Genomic DNA, 18,416 nt, shown 5'->3' with positions numbered 1-18,416 from the left:
AGGCGGCGCCAACTATACGCCTGTGATCCTGTCACGGGCGCGTCGATATAATTCTGTTTCCTCTCACGTGCCCACCCGTCTCCGCCCACGCCTACATGACCACCGAAGCCACCCCGATCAAGCCCTGGCATGTTGTTCGCCGCTCGAAGCTGCATGGCAACGGCGTCTTCGCCGCCCGCAAGATCCCCGCCGGCACACGCATCATTGAGTACGGCGGCGCGCGCATCAGCGCCAAGGAAGCCGACCGGCGCCACCCGACCAACCCCGACGACCCCTTCCACACCTTCTTCTTCGCGCTCAGCTCCGGCCGCGTGATCGACGGCGGCGACGAAGGCAATGACGCCCGCTGGATCAACCACTCCTGTGAGCCCAACTGCGAGGCGCAGGAAGGCAAGCACGGCAAGCGCGTGTACATCGTCGCCTTGCAGGACATCGCCCGCGGCACCGAGCTGTCGTATGACTACGGCCTGGTCCTGGATGGCCGCATCACCAAGGCGCTGAAGGAAGGCTACCGCTGCCTGTGCGGCACGCCGCCGTGCCGGGGCACGATGCTGGCGCTGCCGAAAAAGAAGGCGGCGAAGAAAGCGCCGGAGGCAGCTAAGAAAGCAGCGGCTGAGAAGGCGTCGGAGCCAGTGACCGATAAGGTGTCGCAGCCGGCGACGAAGGCGCCCACCAAGAAGACGGCGACCAGGAAGGCGACGACCAAGACCGCCCGGGCCGACAAATCCGTCCCCTGAAAATCCGCGTTCACATCCCGCCCGGCCTGTTCCGCCATCCGCGCGGACAGGCGTACAATCGCCGATGTCGTTAACACGACATGCAGTACGTCTTCAGGGCGGGGTGTAATTCCCCACCGGCGGTATGCCATGCAATGTGGCGAGCCCGCGAGCGCCCGGCGTCCTTCACGGACATCGGGGTCAGCAGATCTGGTGAGACGCCAGAGCCGACGGTCATAGTCCGGATGAGAGAAGATGTGCCGGCACAACACCCCGTCATCCGGGCGCCCATGCGCCTGGAACGTCGTATTGCGTTCGGCTGTCGATTAGCCCTGAAACGTTTTTCGCCCACTTCATTTTGCGAGAGCGTTTCAATGTCCAACCTCAATACCCCGCAGTCCCTTCCCAGCCTGGCTTCACAACCCTTTGCCGCCCGCTTGCAGCGCGCGCTGCATCATCTGCGCCTGGGCCGTCCGGTCATCCTCATGGACGATTTCGACCGCGAAAACGAAGCCGACCTGATCGTCGCCGCCGACAAGCTCACCGTGCCCGTCATGGCGCAGCTGATCCGCGACGGCAGCGGCATCGTCTGCCTGTGCCTGCCCGGCGAAACCCTGGACCGGCTGGCACTGCCGCCCATGGTCACGCGCAACCAAAGCCGCTTCGCCACCGCGTTCACCGTGTCCATCGAAGCGCGCGAAGGCGTCAGCACCGGCGTGTCGGCGGTTGACCGCGTCACCACCATCCGCGCCGCCATCTCGCCGTCGGCCCAAAGCGACGACATCGTCAGCCCCGGCCACGTGTTCCCCCTGCGCGCGCAACCCGGCGGCGTGCTGACGCGGCGTGGCCACACCGAAGGCTCGGTGGACCTGGCCGTGCTGGCCGGCCTGCGCCCCGCCGGCGTGCTGTGCGAACTGATGAACGCCGACGGCACCATGATGCGCGGCGCCTCGCTGGAGCGCTACGCGGCCCAGCACGGCCTGGTCGCGCTGACCATTGCCGAACTGGCCGATCACCTGCAGAAGCTGAAAGACGGCAACGCCGAAGCCGTGGACGACGAAGTCCTGGAAATGGCCGCCACCGTCTAAGGGGAACCGCATCCCGTCGGGGCTGCGGCCCCGATGGGTTATTGCCCTGCCGGACGCCGCAGCGCCAGGGCCACGAACACCGCGGCCAGCGCGCATGCGCCGCCCATCGCATACACGGCGCCAACGCCTTGCGCGCCGGCCAGCCCGCCCGCCACCGGGCCGCTGATACCCAGCGCCACGTCCAGAAACGCCACATACGCCCCCATGGCCGCGCCACGGCTTGCCGCCGGCACGCGCCGCACGGCCTCGACGCCAAACGCCGGGAATGCCAGCGAATAGCCCGCACCAGTCAGACATGCGCCGGCATACGCCCACATCGGCGTGACGCTTGTCCAGATCAGCCACTGGCCCACGGCCTCGATCAGCACGCACACCAGCGCCACGCGCGCGCCGCCCAGCTTGTCAGGCAGACCCGCGAAGAAGACGCGGGCAAGAATGAACCCCACGCCGAACGCGCTGAACATCCATCCCGCGCCATCCCAGCCACGTTGCGCAAACAGCAGGCTGACAAACGCGGTGATCACGCCAAAGCCCACACTGGTCAGGGCCAGGCCCAGACCGGGCAGCAGCACCATGCCCAGCACACGATAGAAGGGCGTGCGCACCCCACCCACGGCAGGCGCGGCGCGTTGCGGCAGCACCAGCGCCAGGGCCGCCAGCGGAATCACGACCGTTGCCCACGCCAGGCCCGCGAAACCTGAATAGGCGTACAGCCGCATGCCGGCAGGTGCGCCCAAGGCATAGGCGGCGTAAATGGCGACGCCCACCCAAGCCATGACGCGGCCCGCGTTCTGCGGCCCCACGCGGCCCACGCCCCAGCTCAACGCACCGGTGACGATCAGGCTTTCGGCGCATCCCATCAGCGCGCGGCCCGCCAACAGCGCGGTCAGCGCCGCTTGTGGCCGCGCGGACAAGGCGTCGGCCAGCACATACAGCACACCCGCCGCCGCGCCCAGCAGGCAACCGATCACCACCGCCCGCTTGGCGCCTTGGCGGTCGGCTAGCGCGCCAGCATAGGCGCGCGACAGCAGGGCGGCGGCAAACTGCAGGCCGGCCACCACGCCCACCACCAGCGCACTCATCATCAGCGTGCCAGTCACATAAAGCGGCAAGACCGGCATCGACAGGCCGACCATGAAAAATGCAATGAACACCACCGCCACCAATGGCGACAACTGCACAAAAACAGCGCGCACGGGTACACCGGCTGCGGGCGCGGCCCCAGCCGTCGATACGTTCGACATGAGAAATCCTTGATAGGGTTGTGGCAATCCGAAACCATCGCGGAGAATTCGTCGATGGCATAATCCGCGCTTGCGGGTGAACAATCAGATTGCCTGCCCTGAATTTTATGAGCCATTGCTCAGGTTTGATACTCGCCTTTCCACGCATCCATGACCGCTATCCCTCAGCCCCGAAAATCGCCGCGCCAGCTCAGATCCCAGCACACCGTCGACACGATCCTGCAAGCCACTGCTCACATTCTGGCCACGCACGGTTACGCGGGCACCAACACCAATCTGATCGCCGAAACGGCTGGCGTCAGCGTCGGGTCGCTGTACCAGTATTTTCCGAACAAGAATGCGCTGATCGCCGCCTTGCATCAGCGGCACGACAACGACATGCTGGATGTCATTGATGAAGTGCTGAACAGCAACCCCGCCGCCACCTTGAAAGAACGCGTGGCCGCCATCGTGCAGGCCATGCTGCACGCTCACCTGCTGGAACCGGCCTTGCACCGGGTGCTTGAACGCGAGTTTCCGCTGTTCGACACACCGCGCGAGCACAGTTTGGCCGACCAGGACATCCACCGCCGCATGCGGCATCTGCTGGAGCTGCATCGGGCCGAGATCGCGCAACAAGACCGCGACCTGGCCACCTATGTGGTGCTGCGCATCATGGAATCGTTGGTACATGCGGCGGCGTTGGAGCCGCCCGTGGGCTTTTCCACCGAGCAGCTTGAGCAAGCCGTGGTGGACGCGGTGATGGGATATCTGGGTACGCCTACGGCCAAGAAGGCGGCGCGCAAGAGGGCGGCATACAAGAAGGCGGCACACAAGAAGGCCGCGAAATAGCAGCCTGCAAAGGCTTGCCGCCGGGGATCCCTGCTTAGCGCAGGCGATTCACCGGCTGGCCTCCGCGGCCATCAGGGCCAGGCAGTCCGACGCTTTACCCACGACGATGCGCGCGCTGCACGTCAGCATCAAATTCAGGTTCAGGCCGAAGTCTTCCACTGTATAGCCCTCGGCATCCACCATGCGCGACGCGCCGTCGTCCACCGCCGCCCCCACCGCCACCTGATCGATCAGCGACCCGGCCTGGCTGGTGTAGCCCCAGACCGGCTTGCCGCAGGCAATGGCGTAGCCCACCTCGAAGGCCGTGCCTGAATCCGGTTCGGCGCCACGAAAGGTATTCAGGTTGGCCATCACCATGTCGGCGCGGCGGATCAACGCGACGTTTTCTCGATAGATCCATTGCGCCAACGCGGGCCCCGACAAGTCCTTGGGTGCCGCGTTGTCCAACGGGAACAGGCCGTCGAACCCGTAGGTGGCGCATAGCGCCTTCAGGCGCTGGCCATGCGCCACGGCATCGGGCAGGAAGACGTCGAACCCCGCGAGATACACGCTGCGCATAAGGGCTACTCCGATTCTGAAACGTTGAAGGCTTCGCCGGTGGCAAAAAACGAACCGCCCGCCAGGTAGTGGATCGAACGCCGCTCGTCTTTGGGAAAGTGCCAGCGGTTTTGAGAAAACACATCCGGCGCGGCCCAGGCGGCGACGACTTCGCCAATGAACAAATCATAAGCCTGTTGATTGTGCGGCTCGGGCACCACCTTGCATTCCAACCAGCCCAGGCAGTCGCTGACCAATGGCGCGCCGATCTTGCTGGCCGCAAACGTGTTCAAGCCGCAAGCCTTGAACTTGTCCACATCCCGGCCCGTTTCCGAACCCACTTTCAGCGTGGCGGCCGCCTGCGCGCGCGAAGGAATACACAGCGCGAACTCGCCGGACGCCTCGATCAATTCGCGCGTGTAGGTGTTCTTGTCCACCACCACCAGCATCTTGGCCGGGTTGAAGTCCAGGGGCATCGCCCAGGCCGCGGCCATGACGTTGCGCGCCGCGCCATGGGCACTGGTGACAAGCACCGAGGGCCCATGGTTCAGAAGCAGATAAGAGCGAGGCAGTTCGACGGGTTCGATAGGGGACATGGGGTCGCGGGGTAGGGTTGCTGGCTTCAGGGCGCCGACTTCAATACCCGACCGTGAAGCGGCGTCGGGAGTGTTTAGGGGACTCGATTTCATCGACCAGCGCAATCGCGTAGTCTTCCATCGAGATCCAGCTTTTGCCATCCTCGTCGGCCAAGAGGGTGTCATCGCCGACCCGGAATGCCCCGGTACGCTCGCCGGGTTCGAACATGGCCGATGGCGACAGGAAGGTCCAGTTCAGCACCTTTTCCTGGCGCAGCGTGTCCAGGAAGACGACGCCCGCGCGCGCCTCGGGCTTGTACGCGTCCGGGAATTCGGGGGTGTCGATCAGCAGCATGCCGGGCGCCACTTGCAGGCTGCCCGCGCCGCCCACCACCAGCAGGCGCGGCACGCCCGCGTTCTTCACGGCAGCCAGCAGCGGCTTGGCGTCGGTGGACACAAAGCGCGTGGCGCTGACCACCGCGTCGTGGCCGGTCAGCAGGGGGGTCAGGGTTTCGGGGTCGGTGGCGTCGCCCTGTTGCACGGTCAAGCCGGGCTGGCTGTTGACGTCGGCCGGATTGCGGGCGATGCCGGTCACCTGGTGGCCGCGCTTGAGCAGCTCATCCGCCACTCGCGAGCCTACGCGGCCCGAAATGCCGATCAATGCGATTTTCATGGTCTTGCTCCTTAAGAGGGAAACCGGGGCGGCTGGCGGCGCACCACGCGCCTTTGCCCTGCGCCGCCCCGAAAGGCAATCCATACTATTCGGTCAAATCCGAACAAAAAACCCAATAAATCAGACGAGTTTTTTGCAATCCATGCATCAATAAATCAATGCCACGATGTCTCAAGGCCGCCGCCCCAGGCAGCAACTCAAGCCGCCGCGCGCTGCGCTTGATAAACCTGCAAGTGCGAATAGGCCACGCGCAGATACGTCGCATCCACGCCCAGCGTACGGGCACGGTTGACCATGTCGCCCACGATGTGATCGGCCTCGACCGGCAGGCCTTGGCGCAGATCGCGGAACATGGAGGCCGTCATGGGCTGCGTGCGGTCGCTGATCAGGTTCTGCACAAACGCATCGGCTTCAGGGCGCACGGCATGGCCGGACGCTGCCGCCACGGACTGCGATTCCTGCAACAGGCTTTTCAGGATATCGATACCGTCATCGGTGGACGCGATCTGGCCGATCGAGCCGCGCATCAGACACGTGGCGGCCGCCAGCGTGGTCAGCATGACGTACTTTTCCCACATGTCCTGATGGATGTCTTCACTTAGGCGGCTGACGTATTCGCCCCCGGCCAGCGCCTGCTCCAACGCCACGCAACGTTCACTGCGGGCCGGGCCGGCGCGTTCGCCAAAGACAATATTCGCGTGCTTGCCCAAATGCACCACTTCACCTTCGGGGCCCAGCGTGGCGTTGATTTGGCACAGGCCACCCAGCACGCGATGCGGCTCGAACTCGCGGTCCAGCACGTCGTATTGCAGCACGCCATTCATGATGGGCAGCACCGCCGTATTCGGTCCGACAGCAGGGCGGATGGCGTCGATGGCGCTGGCCAGGTCATACGCTTTGCAGCTCAGCACGACCACGTCATACGCGCCCTGCAAGGTCTGCTGCGTGACCAGCTTCGGCTGCAACGTGACATCACCCAGCGGACTCTGGATGCGCAGCCCTTGATCACGCAGACGCGCCGCGCGCGGCTCGCGCACCAGAAAGGTCACATCCGCGCCAGCCTGCGCCGCGCGTCCGCCAAAATATCCACCGGTGCCGCCAGCACCCAAGAACAACAACCGCATTCGTCTCTCCTGTAGCCGCCCGCCTGTTTTGCGGGCTGATATGGAATTATGCGCTTGGCGTGGAACATCGCCCAGCTTGGCCCAGAGGGGCAGTCCAGCGGGCGGCCAGGCCAGGCCAGGCCAGGCCACGCCGAACCCGGCGTCACGGCTGAGGGTCGCCAGTGGCCTGCTGCTATTTCAAGAACCTTACCAACACCCAGGTCACGTCCTGGCCGTTGACTTGCGGCAAGATCACTTGATGCATGAAGGTCTGGGGACCCGTGGGAAACTCTTCGCACGTCCACGTTCCGGGGTAAGGGCAGGGCGCGCCAGATCGCACACGCACGGCGCTCGCGGGGGCCACCACGGCGTCGTGCATCCAGTGCCACGTTACCGATTCTCCGCGATACGCCGGCAAGGGTTCGTGCTTGGACACGACGCAGAGGATTTCGCCCTTCTCATCGGCCCGCCACTGGCCGGCGCGGGGCGCAAGCTGGCCGGTCTCGGCGCGACGCGCCGGCTCGGGCTCCGGCGCGTGCTGGTCTACGTCGCGCTGCCAGATGACACGCCCGCGCGACGTGTCTTGCGATATCGGCGGCGCCAGCTCGCCCGCCTTGAAGTAGCGGCGTGAATGGGTTTTCGCCAGGGTGTACCAATAGCCTTCCGACGGAATCGCTTCGCCCACAACGACGTGGGTCGGCGTGGGTTCGACCGCCGGGGCCCCCGGCGCGCCAGGCACACGGCCACGGATTTCAGGTGTGGGCCAATCGCTGTCGTCATCGAACCGGCCCAGCCAACGCTGCGTATCGCGGCGGTCGAAGCGTTCGTTGGGATCGCCATCCCATTCGCCGAATCCGATCAGGTCCAGTTGCGGATGACGGATGCGACGCAGCACGCGGTTCAGCAACACGGGAAGTTCGGGCACGCCGTCTTCGACGGGGTAGAGCTCGGGCTGAGGGCCGAGTTCTATCCATTGCCCGCAACTCAAGGTGTCGACGCGAATGCGCGGGTCGGCAAGCTGCGTGGCGACGTCGTCGCAGGATAGGGAGAGCTTTTCACGCCAGATGTCGGACAGGAAGAAGCCCCAGGTGGGCGGGCGGATGCCTGAAGGCAGTTGCGGCGTGAGTGACATGCCGAACGGGTAATCGGTATCCAGGCCATAGAAGTGCGGGGTCAGCGCACGGTCCCACACCGCCGCTTCGGCGCGCATGCCGAATTCCAGCGGGTTGCCCATCGAGAATCCGCTATAGACTTGCGCGGGCTTCAGGCGTCCGATCGTATCGAGCACGAATCGGCGCCAGGCATCTTTGTTATCCAGCCACCATTGCCAGCGGTAGTAGAACTGGATTGACGAGTAGTCTTCGTCCGAATCGCTCCAGTGGGAGGTTCGCCACAAGTAGGCGGAATGCGTTGGCGAACTTTGAGGGTTCTTTTCGTCAGTGAACTTCACGACGAAGGCCTTTTCCAGAGGCGTTCGCCTCGCCCATTCCCTTAGATCACCAAGCCGCTTTGACCCGTAGGGATGCGGACGTTCCGAATCCGGATGTGTAGCGATGGTGAATGGGTGGCTAAGCAACTTCTCAAATGCCTCTTGCACATCGATCATCGCAAGCGTTGTTTGAAGATAATTTGCTGGCTCGTAGGTGAAGTAGAACGTGGAGAACAGCGTTGTAGACAGCTCGAACGTGCCATTATCAATCGCGGTGTGTGGCCATTTCTTCAGGTCCGCGATCATGCCCGACAGGTCGTCATCGTTAATCAAAGGATGGCTTGTACTCATCGCCCTTTCCTTCTTGGCTGATCGACATGGGCCGCGCTTTCAGGCCGGTAACCTGTGCAATCTTCTGGAACGCGCAACAGCGCGACTTTTTTTGAATCGCGGCCCATCAGCTTTAGGTAGTCGTTCATCTGCTTCCCTTTCACCCAATCATTCGGAAACTTGATCTCCACCGCCGCGAACACGTTGCTAACTTCAAACGGCTGCTGCCGGTATTCCACGATCACTAGATCCGGCGCCAGACTACCCTTCGGCCTTGGCCAGAAGGGAAAAACCTCACTGATACGCATGGGTTTCGTCGCGGGCTCGCCCAGCATCGCCGCGCGCGTCGTTGCGTTGTAGTTCGGTTCCGCCTTCAAGGGACTCTGCCACGACAGCAAGTCATCCACCGCTTCAAATACCAGCGATGCCGTGGTCTGCTTCAGCGCAATATCGATCGTGGTTTCGATGACCTCGCCGGGGATTTTCTTGCGTATCCGCCTGGGCACGACCAGCGGTGACTTCAACGCCCATTGGCACACCCTGCTGATGACGGGCCGGAATGGAATCTTGCGTTCGATGTACTGCTGGTACGTCACATTTTCGCGGCGGCCGCGCGACACCGTGGCGTTGCCGCCAGTGAGCACGAACGTCGAGCTCTTGATGTCGATTTCTTCTTTCATGCCGCCAATGACATCCTTCAGGATGGTCTCGACGTCCCTTCTGCGCTGGCTGATCTGCGCCAGCGTCTCGGCCGTCTCGATGGCGGTTTGCGCGGTTTCGTACGCCGCATAAGCACGATAGGCGCGATATCCCCAGATAAGCGCGCCGACAGCGGGGGCTGCCATGGAAGACCTCCTTGCGACGGGGGAAACGGGAAGTCGTCCATGCGTGATGGCGCGGTGCTCCCCAGAACTCAACCGAAGCCAAGATCTTGCGCAAGGGGCGCAGGGGGCGTCTATAGGATCTGTACGATTCCGCGTGTCAGGGGCCAGGCGTCCGCCAGGCGCGCGCGTCGATAGCAGTGCCTTCCAAGCCCGGCGGCTCACGCCTCGTGATTGCGTTCCATCCACGCTTCAAAGCCGCCCCGCAACGCCCACGTCTTCGGATACCCCGCCGCGCGCAGGCGCGAAGCCAGCAGCGCGGCCGAGACCTCGTTGGGGCAGGCGCAATAGACCACGATGTCGGACTCCAGCGCTTGCGGGTCCAGCGTGGGCAGGGGCGCCTTCAGGTCCACGGCGATGGCGCCGGGTATGCGCGCGGCGTCGCGCTGCGCGTCGGGCCGCACGTCGAAGACCAACGTGTTGCGGCCGTCCTGGCGCCATTGCATGAGCTCGTCGACGGACACGCGGGGGATGACGCGCAGGCTGCGCAGCAGAATCCGACGGCGTAGAAAACGCGCCAGGATGTACAACCCCAGCACCGCCGCCAGCACGCCCAGGCCCATCGGGCCGTAGGTGCCCAGCACGTCGAGCACATCGTTGATCACGCTGTGGAACAGCCCGCCCAGCAGCAAGCCGGAGCCCGCCCAGAGCATGGCCCCAACAAGGTCATAAAGCAGGAAGCGACGATAGGCCGTGCCGGTCAGGCCCGCCATGACGGTCGACAGCGCGCCCGCGCCGGGCAGGAACTTGCAGACCAGCAAGGCCCGCACGCCGATGCGCAAATACAGGCGCTGCGTCTGGCGGATGCAGGAGTCCTGCGACAAGGACATCTTGCACACCACGCCCAGCAACCGCGCGCCATAGCGCCGGCCCGCCACATACCAAAGCGTGTCGGCCAACAGGCAGGCCACGGTAGCGGCCAGCCAGGGCGTCAGCCAACCGGCCGCACCGCCCAACGCGCCCGCGGCGATCAGCATGGGGTAGGCGGGCACGGGCAAGCCCGCTTGTTCGACCAGGACGTTGGCGAACACCAGCCACCCGCCGTATTGCTCGAGCAGCAATTGAATGTCTTGCATGAATCTTCCAGCACGCCGCGCCGCGCGCGACCGAAGCGACGATTTTAATGGCGTGGCCCCCTGCCCAGCGGCTTGCCCGCGTGGCTGACAGGGGAACCCCGCGTTTTGCCAACACGTGTCCATTGCATGGAACGACGGGCACCAAACTGGTGCCACGGATCCCAGCCAGGGTGCCTATAATCCTGCCCGTCCATCAGGTTTCCCCGACTTGTCGCGAGGAATGCCGCATGGCATACAACTTGCTTCGCCAGGATGGGCCGCGATGCCGATCCTGCCGCCGCATCGCTGCCATCCCATCACGTTTCCATCCCCCGCGAAGGAGTCATCCGCATGAAATCCCTGTCCACCCCGTCCGCTGGCGGCATTGCCCGCCGTGGGCTGCTCAAGCTGGCCGCGGCCGCCGCCACCGGCGCGCTGCTGTTCTCGGGCGCAGTGCAAGCCCAAGCCCAGGCTCCCGCCAAGACCAAGGTTGCCGCCATCTATACGGTGCCGGTCGAGCAGCAATGGGTGTCGCGCATCCACAAGGCGCTGACGGCCGCGCGCGACCGTGGCGAGATCGACTACACGTTCTCGGAAAACGTCACCAACGCCGACTACGAGCGCGTCATGCGCCAGTACGCCGAGCAAGGCAACAAGCTGGTGGTGGGCGAAGCCTTCGCGGTGGAATCCGCCGCCCGCAAGGTGGCCAAGGACTATCCGCAAACCGCCTTCCTGATGGGGTCCTCGGGCAAGCCGCAGCAGCCCAACTTCTCGGTGTTCGACAACTACATCCAGGAACCCGCCTACCTGACCGGCATGATCGCCGGCGGCATGAGCCAAAGCGGCAAGATCGGCCTGGTTGGCGGCTACCCCATCCCGGAAGTGAACCGCCTGATGCACGCCTTCATCGAAGGCGCCAAGGAAGTGAACCCGAAGGCCGAATTCACGGTGACCTTCATTGGTTCGTGGTTTGATCCCCCGAAGGCCAAGGAAGCCGCCTTTGCCATGATCGACAAGGGTGCGGACGTGCTGTACGCCGAGCGCTTCGGCGTGTCGGACGCCGCCAAGGAACGCGGCAAGCTGGCCATCGGCAACGTGATCGACACGCAGCCGCAGTACCCGGAAACCGTGGTGGCATCGGCCCTGTGGAGCATGGAGCCCACCATCAACGAGGCGCTCAAGCAGATCAAGGCCGGCACGTTCAAGGCCGACGACTACGGCCAGTACTCGCTGATGAAGTACAAGGGCTCGTCGCTGGCGCCGCTGGGCACCTTTGAAAAGAAGATTCCCGCGGACCTCGTCGCCAAGGTTGAAGCCAAGCAGAAAGCCATTCTGGACGGCAGCTTCACCGTCAAGGTCAACGACAAAGAACCCAAGTCCTCGGCACGATGAACCAAGCGCCTCTCGCCCTGCAACTGACGGGGATCACCAAACGCTTCGGCAGCCTGACGGCCAACGACGATATCTCGCTGACGCTGCGGCAGGGCGAGGTCTTGGCCTTGCTGGGCGAGAACGGCGCCGGCAAATCGACGCTGGTGTCGATTCTGTTCGGCCACTATCTGGCCGACGCCGGCAGCATCGATGTATTCGGCAAGCCCTTGCCGCCCGGCCGGCCCGACGCCGCGCTGGCGGCGGGCGTGGGCATGGTGCATCAGCACTTCACCCTGGCCGACAACCTGACCGTGCTGGACAACATCATGGTCGGCACGGAATCGCTGTGGAAGCTGGCGTCCGGCCGTGGCAAGGCACGCAAACGCCTGGTTGAACTGGGCCAACGCTTTGGCCTGGGTGTGGACCCGGATGCGCGCGTGGGCGGCTTGTCGGTCGGTGAAAAGCAGCGCGTTGAAATCCTGAAGGCGCTGTATCGCGGCGCGCGCGTGCTGATCCTGGACGAACCCACCGCGGTGCTGACGCCGCAGGAAGTGCAGGACCTGTTCGCCACGCTGCGCGGCTTTGTCGACGACGGCCTGGCTGTCATCTTCATTTCGCACAAGCTGGACGAAGTGATGGCCGTGTCGCGCCGCGTGGCGGTGCTGCGCCAGGGCAAGCTGGTGGCCGAACGCGACACCGCCGCCACCAGCCCCGCCGAACTGGCGGAACTGATGGTCGGGCGCAAGGTGGTCATGCCGCGCGCCGAAGCGGTGGCCGCCGCCGAACAGGCAGCGCCCGTGGTGACGTTGTCGCAAGTCACCGTGCGCGACAACCGCGCTGGCGCGCCGCGCCTGGACAGCCTGGACCTGACCGTTCACAAACATGAAATCGTGGCGATCGCGGGCGTGGCCGGCAACGGCCAGCAGGCGCTGGTGTCGGTCTTGACCGGCTTGGCGCAACCGTCCGACGGCACGATCCGGCTGGGCGCGGAACACGCCCCCGCGCCCACCTCGCCCGCCGGCTGGACCGCTGCCCGTGTGGGCCGCATCCCCGAAGACCGCCACGGCGAAGGCATGATCGGCGACAGCCCGCTATGGGAAAACGCCATCGTCGAAGACCTGAAGGACAAGCGCTTCGCACACTACGGTTTGATCCGCGCGCGCGCGGGCCGGGCCTACGCCGCGTCGCTGGCCAAGCAGTTCGACGTGCGCGCGGCGTCGCTGGATGTGCGTACGCGCAGCCTGTCAGGCGGCAATATGCAGAAGCTGATCCTGGGACGCACGCTGGCGCGCGAACCGCGCTTCATCGTGGCCGACCAGCCCACCTGGGGCCTGGACATCGGCGCGGTGGCCTATGTGCGCGAGCAGTTGCTGGCCGCCCGCGCGCGCGGCGCCGGCGTGCTGCTGGTGTCCGAAGACCTGGAAGAAATCTTCGCCCTGGCCGACCGCATCGCCGTGCTGTGCGGCGGCAAGCTCGTCGCCATCAAGCCGGTGGCTGAATGGACACCCGCCACTGTCGGCCTGGCCATGACGGGAACCCGCGCGTGACGGTTCACGCCGCCTTGCGCCGCTTCCTTTTCTATTGAGCATTCTTCGCATGAAACTGATCCTGGAACGCCGCCTCGAGCCCAGCCGCATGGCGCTGGCCTTGGCCCCCATCGCGGCCATCCTCTTCACCCTGGCGATCTGCACCTTGCTGGTGGCGTGGGCCGGTGCGCCCGTGGGCCGCACCTACGCGCTGCTGTTCGAAGGCGCGTTCGGCTCGCGCTTCGCCTTGTCTGAAACGCTGACCCGCGCCACCCCGCTGATGTTGACGGGCCTGGCCTGTGCCGTGGCGTTTCGCGCGCGCTTCTACAACATCGGCGCCGAAGGGCAGTTGTATCTGGGCGCGCTGGCGGCGGTGGCCATCGGCGGGCTGCATGACGGCACGGGTTTCGATCTGCCGGTGCCCGTGCTGTTCGGCGGCATGATGTTGGCGGCGGCCTTGGCCGGCGCCTTGTTGCTGCTGATTCCCGCGCTGCTGAAAACCCGGCTCGGCGTGGATGAAGTGGTGACCACCTTGCTGGGCAACTTCATCGTGCTGCTGTTCGTGTCCATGATGCTGGACGGCCCCATGAAAGACCCGATGGCGATGGGCTGGCCGCAATCCGTGGCGCTGAACGGTGACCTGGAACTGGGCAAGCTGATCGAACGCACGCGCGCGCATACCGGGCTGTTGTGGGCGGCGGGGCTGGCGCTGGGCTTGTGGCTGCTGAACCGCTATACCGTGTTCGGCTTCCAGATGCGGGCCGTGGGCGCCAACGCGCACGCGTCGCGCTTTCTGGGCCTGCCCGTCAACCGCGTGATGCTGGGCACCGCGATGTTGTCCGGCGCGCTGGCGGGCCTGGCGGGCGCCATTGAAGTGGCGGGCCGCACCGGCTACGTCACGCTGGATATGTCGCCGGGCTACGGCTACACCGGCGTCGTCGTCGCCATGCTGGCCGGCCTGCATCCGCTGGGCGTGATCCTGGCCAGCATCTTCGTGGCCGGCATGCTGGTGGGCGCCGACAGCATGAGCCGCGCCATTGCCGTGCCGAACTACATCGCCGACGTCATCGTCGCCACTTCGTTGCTTGCCATGCTGGTCGCGACGCTATTCGCGCAGTACCGCCTGCGCCGCAACCAGGCTTGAGGAGCACGCCATGGAATGGATGGATCTACTAAGCACCTCGGCCTTCTGGGTGGCCGTGCTGCGCCTGGCCACGCCGCTGATTCTGGGTACGCTGGGCGTGCTGCTGTGCGAACGCGCCGGCGTGCTGAACCTGGGCATCGAAGGCATCATGGCCGCGGGCGCCTTTACCGGCTGGCTGGTCGTGTACCTGGGCGCGCCGCTGTATGTGGGCGTGCTGGCGGCGGCCTTTGCCGGGGCTGTGTTCGGCCTGTTGCACGCGGTGCTGACGGTGCCGTTGGGGCTATCGCAACACGTGTCGGGGCTGGGGGTGACCTTGCTGGCGACCAGCCTGTCTTACTTTGCGTACCGCGTGACGTTTCCCAGTGTGAACACACCGCCCACGATCACGCCGTTTGCCGAAATGAAATTCCTGGATGGCATACCGTTGATCGGCCCCGTGCTGGCCGGGCAAACGCCCATGACGCTGATCGCGCTAGCCGCCGTGCCGATTCTGGCCTGGGTGCTGAACCGCACGCCGGTTGGTCTGGCGATCCGCATGGTGGGCGAAAACCCCGCCGCCGCCGAAGGGCAGGGCCTGTCGGTCACGCGGCTGCGCATGGGCGCCATCGTGGCGGGGTCGGCGCTGATGGGAGTTGCCGGCAGCTTCCTGACGCTGGCCGCATTCAACGCCTTCTTTTTCAACATGGTCAATGGCCGTGGCTGGGTCTGCGTGGCGCTAGTCGTGTTTGCGTCCTGGCGCCCGGGCAAGGCCTTGCTGGGCGCGCTGATCTTTGCTTTCTTCGATGCACTGCAACTGCGCCTGCAACAAGGCGGCGCGGCCTTGCCCGGATTGCCTGAGCTACCGTATCAGGTGTATTTGATGCTGCCCTACATCCTGTCCATCCTGGCCCTGGTAGTGATGGCGCGCCGCGCCGCCTACCCGCAGGCTTTGATGAAACCCTATCGCAAAGGCGAACGCTAAAAGGGTGGATCCCACCCCCGAAGCGCTACGCGCTTCCCCCTCAAGGGGGCGTCGCGACGGACCGGCGGAGCCGGCTCCGTGCGACCTGGCGGGGCCGGTGACCATTGCAGCGTTATAACTATTGAGAATTTCCGCTAGGACCTGAACATGCTCGATCTCATCATCAAGAACTGCACGCTGCCCGATGGCCGCACGAATATCGACATCGGCGTGGCGCAGGGGCGTATTACGGCGGTGGAACCGGCGTTGAAGGCTGACGCTGGACAGACCATCGATGCGGCCGGCCAGTTGGTGTCGTCGCCTTTTGTCGACGCGCACTTTCATATGGACTCCACGCTGTCGTTCGGGCTGCCGCGCGTGAACCAGTCCGGCACGCTGCTGGAAGGCATCGCGCTGTGGGGCGAACTGAAGCCGCTATTGACGCAGGAAGCGCTGGTGGAACGCGCGCTGGCGTATTGCGACTGGGCGGTGGCGCGCGGCCTGTTGGCCATTCGCTCGCACGTGGACGTCTGTGACCCGCGCCTCTTGGCCACCGAAGCGCTGCTGCACGTGCGCGAGAAGGTCAAACCGTACCTGGACCTGCAACTGGTCGCCTTCCCGCAAGACGGCGTGCTGCGCGCACCCGGCGCGCTGGACAACCTGAAGCGCGCGCTCGACATGGGCGTGGACGTGGTGGGCGGCATTCCGCACTTTGAACGCACCATGCAGGACGGCGCCGAGTCCGTACGCATCCTGTGCGAACTGGCCGCCGAACGCGGCCTGCGCGTGGACATGCACTGCGACGAAAGCGACGACCCGCTGTCGCGCCACATTGAAACGCTGGCGTATCACACGCAGCGCCTGGGCCTGCATGGCCGCGTGACCGGTTCGCACCTGACGTCCATGCATTCGATGGACAACTACTACGTGTCCAAGCTGATCCCGCTGATCCGCGAAGCGGGCGTGGCTGCCATTGCCAACCCGCTGATCAACATCACGCTGCAAGGCCGCCACGATACCTATCCCAAGCGCCGTGGCATGACGCGCGTGCCGGAATTGCTGGCGGCCGGCGTGCCGGTGGCTTTCGGCCATGACTGCGTGATGGACCCTTGGTACAGCCTGGGTTCGGGCGACATGCTGGAAGTGGCGCACATGGGCCTGCATGTGGCCCAGATGACGGGCCAGGACGCCATGCGCGCCTGTTTTGAAGCCGTGACGACCACGCCCGCCAAGATCCTGGGGCTGGACGACACGGGCATCGCGGTCGGCAAGCGTGCCGACCTGGTGCTGCTGCAGGCGCGCGACCCGGTCGAGGCGCTACGCCTGCGCGCAACCCGTCTGATGGTGCTGCGCGCCGGCCAGGTCATTGCGACCACGCCGCCTGCCACCGCCACGCTGAATCTGCCGGGCCGCCCCAGCCAGATCAGCTTTCAGACACCGGCCCGCTGACGTAACCCGGCCGCTTGGCGGCCGTAACGATGATCTCCACCAGCAGCTCCGGCGCGGCCAGCTTGGCCTCGCAGGTGGCGCGGGTGGGCATCGCCTCGGGCAGCGCCCATTCCGCCCACACGCTGTTCATGCCGGCGAAGTCGCGGTCGATATCCTTCAACCAGATCTGCACCGACAACAGCCGCGATTTATCGGTGCCGGCCTGCGCCAGATAGCCGTCTATTTTCGCCAGCGCATCGCGCGTCTGCGGCACGATGCCGCCTTCGGCCGTAGAGGTCACGCCGGCCACGTAGACCGTATCGCCATGGATCACGATGCGGCTCAGGCGCTGGTTGGTGTCTTTGCGCACGATATCGTTGTTCATACGTCTTGCTCCTTTTCTGATGGGGTGGGCGCCATCGTGGCGTCCGAAAAACGTTCGATCCGGAATGGCTCGATCGGCATGCCCGTTGTGCCGGTAGTGATCAGGTCGGCCATGATGCGGCCCACGATCGGGCCCAATTCAAAGCCATGAGCCGAAAAGCCGAAGGCATGGAAGGCGGTCTCGTGGCGGCTGCTGCGACCTATGACCGGGATCTCGTCCGGCATCGCCGCTTCGATGCCTGCCCAACCCCGGTTCACGATGGCTTCACGCATGTGCGGAAACAGGTCGCAGACCGTGCGCGCGCCTTCGGCCAGGGAACGAAAGTCCAGCTCGGTCCATTCCGCGTCGCGATCCACCCAGGCGCGCCGCCCGCCGCCGATCAGCACCGTTCCGTTCGTGCGCTGCTTGAACGATAGCGCGCGCCCCGTGCCCAGCACGACCGGATCCAGGAAATGGTCCATGCGCAAGGTCACCAGCATCATCGGGCTGATGGCAAGCAGCGGCACGGGTTCGCCCCATTGCGCCGCGATGCGGTCGGCCCAGGCGCCCGCGCAGTTCAGCACTTGCGGCGCGGTGTACGTGCCCGCATCGGTGTCCACGCGCCATTGACCGTCGACGTGCGCCACACGGTCCACGCGCACCCCTTCCAGAAAGCGCGCGCCCAAGCTTGCCGCCTTGCTGCGAAACGCCAGCGTCGTGCGGTAGGGGTCAGCCGCCGCATCTTCACGCGCGATCAGGCCGCCCTGGATGCTGGGCGCAATCATCGGGATCATGTCTCGCAGGTCGTCGGCGCTGATCCATTGTTCGTGCGTGTAGCCGTGATCGGTCATCGTGCGCAAGCGCGTTTGCAGCGTTGCCACGTCGGCGGCGTTCTCGGCCACGCGCACCTGGCCGTGCTGCTCGAAACCGCAGTCGTCATCCACCAGCTCGCCGATGCGATACCAAAGTTCACGCGAGGCCAGCGCCAGCGGCACTTCGGCCAGATGCCGCGACAAGGTGCGCACACCGCCCGCGTTCACGCCCGAGGCATGCCGCCCCACGTAGTTCTTTTCAATCACCAGGGCCGACACGCCCGCGCGCGCCAGATGCAGCGCGGCCGAGCTGCCATGCAGGCCGCCGCCGATGATGATGACTTGCGCCGACCGCGTTGCATCGGTCAT

Annotated in this window: 18 protein-coding genes and 1 riboswitch; of the genes, 8 read left to right on the top strand and 10 right to left on the bottom strand. The window is 65.1% G+C overall.

Annotation, left to right across the window (positions count from 1 at the left end):
- Positions 1 to 95 precede the first annotated feature (95 nt).
- Together WBR68_RS27045 and ribB are read left to right on the top strand one after the other, a co-directional pair.
- The gene (locus tag WBR68_RS27045; RefSeq protein WP_050447421.1) at positions 96 to 737 is read left to right on the top strand and encodes an SET domain-containing protein; all 642 of its coding nucleotides are present in this window, start codon (positions 96 to 98) and stop codon (positions 735 to 737) included.
- 85 nt (positions 738 to 822) lie between these two features.
- Positions 823 to 977, top strand: a riboswitch (FMN riboswitch).
- A 113-nt stretch (positions 978 to 1,090) separates the two neighbouring features.
- Positions 1,091 to 1,804 carry a 3,4-dihydroxy-2-butanone-4-phosphate synthase gene (gene ribB / locus WBR68_RS27040; protein WP_127183066.1) on the top strand — a complete coding sequence of 238 codons (714 nt, stop codon included), beginning with the start codon at positions 1,091 to 1,093 and terminating at the stop codon, positions 1,802 to 1,804.
- A gap of 38 nt (positions 1,805 to 1,842) precedes the next feature.
- On the opposite strand, the gene WBR68_RS27035 is transcribed toward ribB, so the two are convergent.
- A complete protein-coding gene (locus tag WBR68_RS27035) occupies positions 1,843 to 3,048 on the bottom strand; it encodes an MFS transporter (RefSeq protein WP_050447419.1) in 1,206 nt (401 codons plus the stop codon).
- A 150-nt stretch (positions 3,049 to 3,198) separates the two neighbouring features.
- Here WBR68_RS27035 and WBR68_RS27030 point away from each other — a divergent pair, with 150 nt between their 5' ends.
- Positions 3,199 to 3,879, top strand: a complete 681-nt coding sequence (locus WBR68_RS27030; protein ID WP_230695759.1) for a TetR/AcrR family transcriptional regulator — start codon at positions 3,199 to 3,201, stop codon at positions 3,877 to 3,879.
- Positions 3,880 to 3,927: 48 nt separating this feature from the next.
- Here WBR68_RS27030 and WBR68_RS27025 read toward each other — a convergent pair whose 3' ends face one another.
- The 7 genes from WBR68_RS27025 to WBR68_RS26995 form a co-directional block, all read right to left on the bottom strand.
- On the bottom strand, positions 3,928 to 4,437 hold the full coding sequence (locus WBR68_RS27025) for a nucleoside 2-deoxyribosyltransferase (RefSeq protein WP_230695758.1): 510 nt from the start codon (positions 4,435 to 4,437) through the stop codon (positions 3,928 to 3,930).
- Between the two features lie 5 nt (positions 4,438 to 4,442).
- Positions 4,443 to 5,012, bottom strand: coding sequence for a flavin reductase family protein (locus WBR68_RS27020; RefSeq protein ID WP_050447416.1), 570 nt, complete (start codon positions 5,010 to 5,012; stop codon positions 4,443 to 4,445).
- A 40-nt stretch (positions 5,013 to 5,052) separates the two neighbouring features.
- Entirely contained in the window at positions 5,053 to 5,664 is a 612-nt protein-coding gene (locus WBR68_RS27015; protein ID WP_230695757.1) for an NAD(P)-dependent oxidoreductase, read from the bottom strand.
- A gap of 197 nt (positions 5,665 to 5,861) precedes the next feature.
- Positions 5,862 to 6,788, bottom strand: a complete 927-nt coding sequence (gene panE, locus WBR68_RS27010; protein ID WP_230695756.1) for a 2-dehydropantoate 2-reductase — start codon at positions 6,786 to 6,788, stop codon at positions 5,862 to 5,864.
- 172 nt (positions 6,789 to 6,960) lie between these two features.
- Positions 6,961 to 8,547: a type VI immunity family protein gene (locus WBR68_RS27005; protein ID WP_050447413.1), complete on the bottom strand. Its 1,587-nt coding sequence runs from the start codon at positions 8,545 to 8,547 to the stop codon at positions 6,961 to 6,963.
- The gene (locus WBR68_RS27000) at positions 8,544 to 9,371 is read right to left on the bottom strand and encodes a VRR-NUC domain-containing protein (RefSeq protein ID WP_230695755.1); all 828 of its coding nucleotides are present in this window, start codon (positions 9,369 to 9,371) and stop codon (positions 8,544 to 8,546) included. Before WBR68_RS27000 ends, WBR68_RS27005 begins: the two co-directional genes overlap by 4 nt.
- 197 nt (positions 9,372 to 9,568) lie before the next feature.
- A complete protein-coding gene (locus WBR68_RS26995; protein WP_230695754.1) occupies positions 9,569 to 10,483 on the bottom strand; it encodes a DedA family protein/thiosulfate sulfurtransferase GlpE in 915 nt (304 codons plus the stop codon).
- A gap of 330 nt (positions 10,484 to 10,813) precedes the next feature.
- Between WBR68_RS26995 and WBR68_RS26990 the strand changes: the two genes are divergently transcribed.
- The 5 genes from WBR68_RS26990 (at position 10,814) to WBR68_RS26970 (ending at position 16,892) form a co-directional block, all read left to right on the top strand.
- Positions 10,814 to 11,854: a BMP family protein gene (locus WBR68_RS26990; RefSeq protein ID WP_230695753.1), complete on the top strand. Its 1,041-nt coding sequence runs from the start codon at positions 10,814 to 10,816 to the stop codon at positions 11,852 to 11,854.
- Entirely contained in the window at positions 11,851 to 13,380 is a 1,530-nt protein-coding gene (locus WBR68_RS26985; RefSeq protein ID WP_230695752.1) for an ABC transporter ATP-binding protein, read from the top strand. Before WBR68_RS26990 ends, WBR68_RS26985 begins: the two co-directional genes overlap by 4 nt.
- Positions 13,381 to 13,429: 49 nt before the next feature.
- Positions 13,430 to 14,503 (top strand): ABC transporter permease, encoded by a 1,074-nt coding sequence (locus tag WBR68_RS26980; protein ID WP_050447409.1) that lies wholly within the window; start codon positions 13,430 to 13,432, stop codon positions 14,501 to 14,503.
- 10 nt (positions 14,504 to 14,513) lie between these two features.
- The gene (locus WBR68_RS26975) at positions 14,514 to 15,464 is read left to right on the top strand and encodes an ABC transporter permease (RefSeq protein ID WP_127183055.1); all 951 of its coding nucleotides are present in this window, start codon (positions 14,514 to 14,516) and stop codon (positions 15,462 to 15,464) included.
- A 147-nt stretch (positions 15,465 to 15,611) separates the two neighbouring features.
- Positions 15,612 to 16,892: an amidohydrolase family protein gene (locus tag WBR68_RS26970; protein ID WP_050447407.1), complete on the top strand. Its 1,281-nt coding sequence runs from the start codon at positions 15,612 to 15,614 to the stop codon at positions 16,890 to 16,892.
- On the opposite strand, the gene WBR68_RS26965 is transcribed toward WBR68_RS26970, so the two are convergent.
- Entirely contained in the window at positions 16,867 to 17,256 is a 390-nt protein-coding gene (locus WBR68_RS26965) for a RidA family protein (RefSeq protein ID WP_127183053.1), read from the bottom strand. The two genes, WBR68_RS26970 and WBR68_RS26965, sit on opposite strands and share 26 nt — an antisense overlap.
- Positions 17,253 to 18,416, bottom strand: a complete 1,164-nt coding sequence (locus WBR68_RS26960) for an NAD(P)/FAD-dependent oxidoreductase (RefSeq protein WP_230695751.1) — start codon at positions 18,414 to 18,416, stop codon at positions 17,253 to 17,255. Before WBR68_RS26960 ends, WBR68_RS26965 begins: the two co-directional genes overlap by 4 nt.

It is taken from the genome of Achromobacter sp. JD-1, assembly GCF_038594925.1.
Taxonomy (GTDB): Bacteria; Pseudomonadota; Gammaproteobacteria; order Burkholderiales; family Burkholderiaceae_B; genus Achromobacter; species Achromobacter spanius_C.
Note: the sequence above shows the minus strand (reverse complement) of the source record. Positions and strands in the feature narration are given on the sequence as shown.

Bases quoted from the DNA above. Each gene is read 5' to 3' on its own strand.
- WBR68_RS27045 (WP_050447421.1), top strand. From the start codon at position 96: ATGACCACCGAAGCCACCCCGATCAAGCCCTGGCATGTTGTTCGCCGC.
- ribB (WP_127183066.1), top strand. From the start codon at position 1,091: ATGTCCAACCTCAATACCCCGCAGTCCCTTCCCAGCCTGGCTTCACAA.
- WBR68_RS27035 (WP_050447419.1), bottom strand. From the start codon at position 3,048: ATGTCGAACGTATCGACGGCTGGGGCCGCGCCCGCAGCCGGTGTACCC.
- WBR68_RS27030 (WP_230695759.1), top strand. From the start codon at position 3,199: ATGACCGCTATCCCTCAGCCCCGAAAATCGCCGCGCCAGCTCAGATCC.
- WBR68_RS27025 (WP_230695758.1), bottom strand. From the start codon at position 4,437: ATGCGCAGCGTGTATCTCGCGGGGTTCGACGTCTTCCTGCCCGATGCC.
- WBR68_RS27020 (WP_050447416.1), bottom strand. From the start codon at position 5,012: ATGTCCCCTATCGAACCCGTCGAACTGCCTCGCTCTTATCTGCTTCTG.
- WBR68_RS27015 (WP_230695757.1), bottom strand. From the start codon at position 5,664: ATGAAAATCGCATTGATCGGCATTTCGGGCCGCGTAGGCTCGCGAGTG.
- panE (WP_230695756.1), bottom strand. From the start codon at position 6,788: ATGCGGTTGTTGTTCTTGGGTGCTGGCGGCACCGGTGGATATTTTGGC.
- WBR68_RS27005 (WP_050447413.1), bottom strand. From the start codon at position 8,547: ATGAGTACAAGCCATCCTTTGATTAACGATGACGACCTGTCGGGCATG.
- WBR68_RS27000 (WP_230695755.1), bottom strand. From the start codon at position 9,371: ATGGCAGCCCCCGCTGTCGGCGCGCTTATCTGGGGATATCGCGCCTAT.
- WBR68_RS26995 (WP_230695754.1), bottom strand. From the start codon at position 10,483: ATGCAAGACATTCAATTGCTGCTCGAGCAATACGGCGGGTGGCTGGTG.
- WBR68_RS26990 (WP_230695753.1), top strand. From the start codon at position 10,814: ATGAAATCCCTGTCCACCCCGTCCGCTGGCGGCATTGCCCGCCGTGGG.
- WBR68_RS26985 (WP_230695752.1), top strand. From the start codon at position 11,851: ATGAACCAAGCGCCTCTCGCCCTGCAACTGACGGGGATCACCAAACGC.
- WBR68_RS26980 (WP_050447409.1), top strand. From the start codon at position 13,430: ATGAAACTGATCCTGGAACGCCGCCTCGAGCCCAGCCGCATGGCGCTG.
- WBR68_RS26975 (WP_127183055.1), top strand. From the start codon at position 14,514: ATGGAATGGATGGATCTACTAAGCACCTCGGCCTTCTGGGTGGCCGTG.
- WBR68_RS26970 (WP_050447407.1), top strand. From the start codon at position 15,612: ATGCTCGATCTCATCATCAAGAACTGCACGCTGCCCGATGGCCGCACG.
- WBR68_RS26965 (WP_127183053.1), bottom strand. From the start codon at position 17,256: ATGAACAACGATATCGTGCGCAAAGACACCAACCAGCGCCTGAGCCGC.
- WBR68_RS26960 (WP_230695751.1), bottom strand. From the start codon at position 18,416: ATGACCGATGCAACGCGGTCGGCGCAAGTCATCATCATCGGCGGCGGC.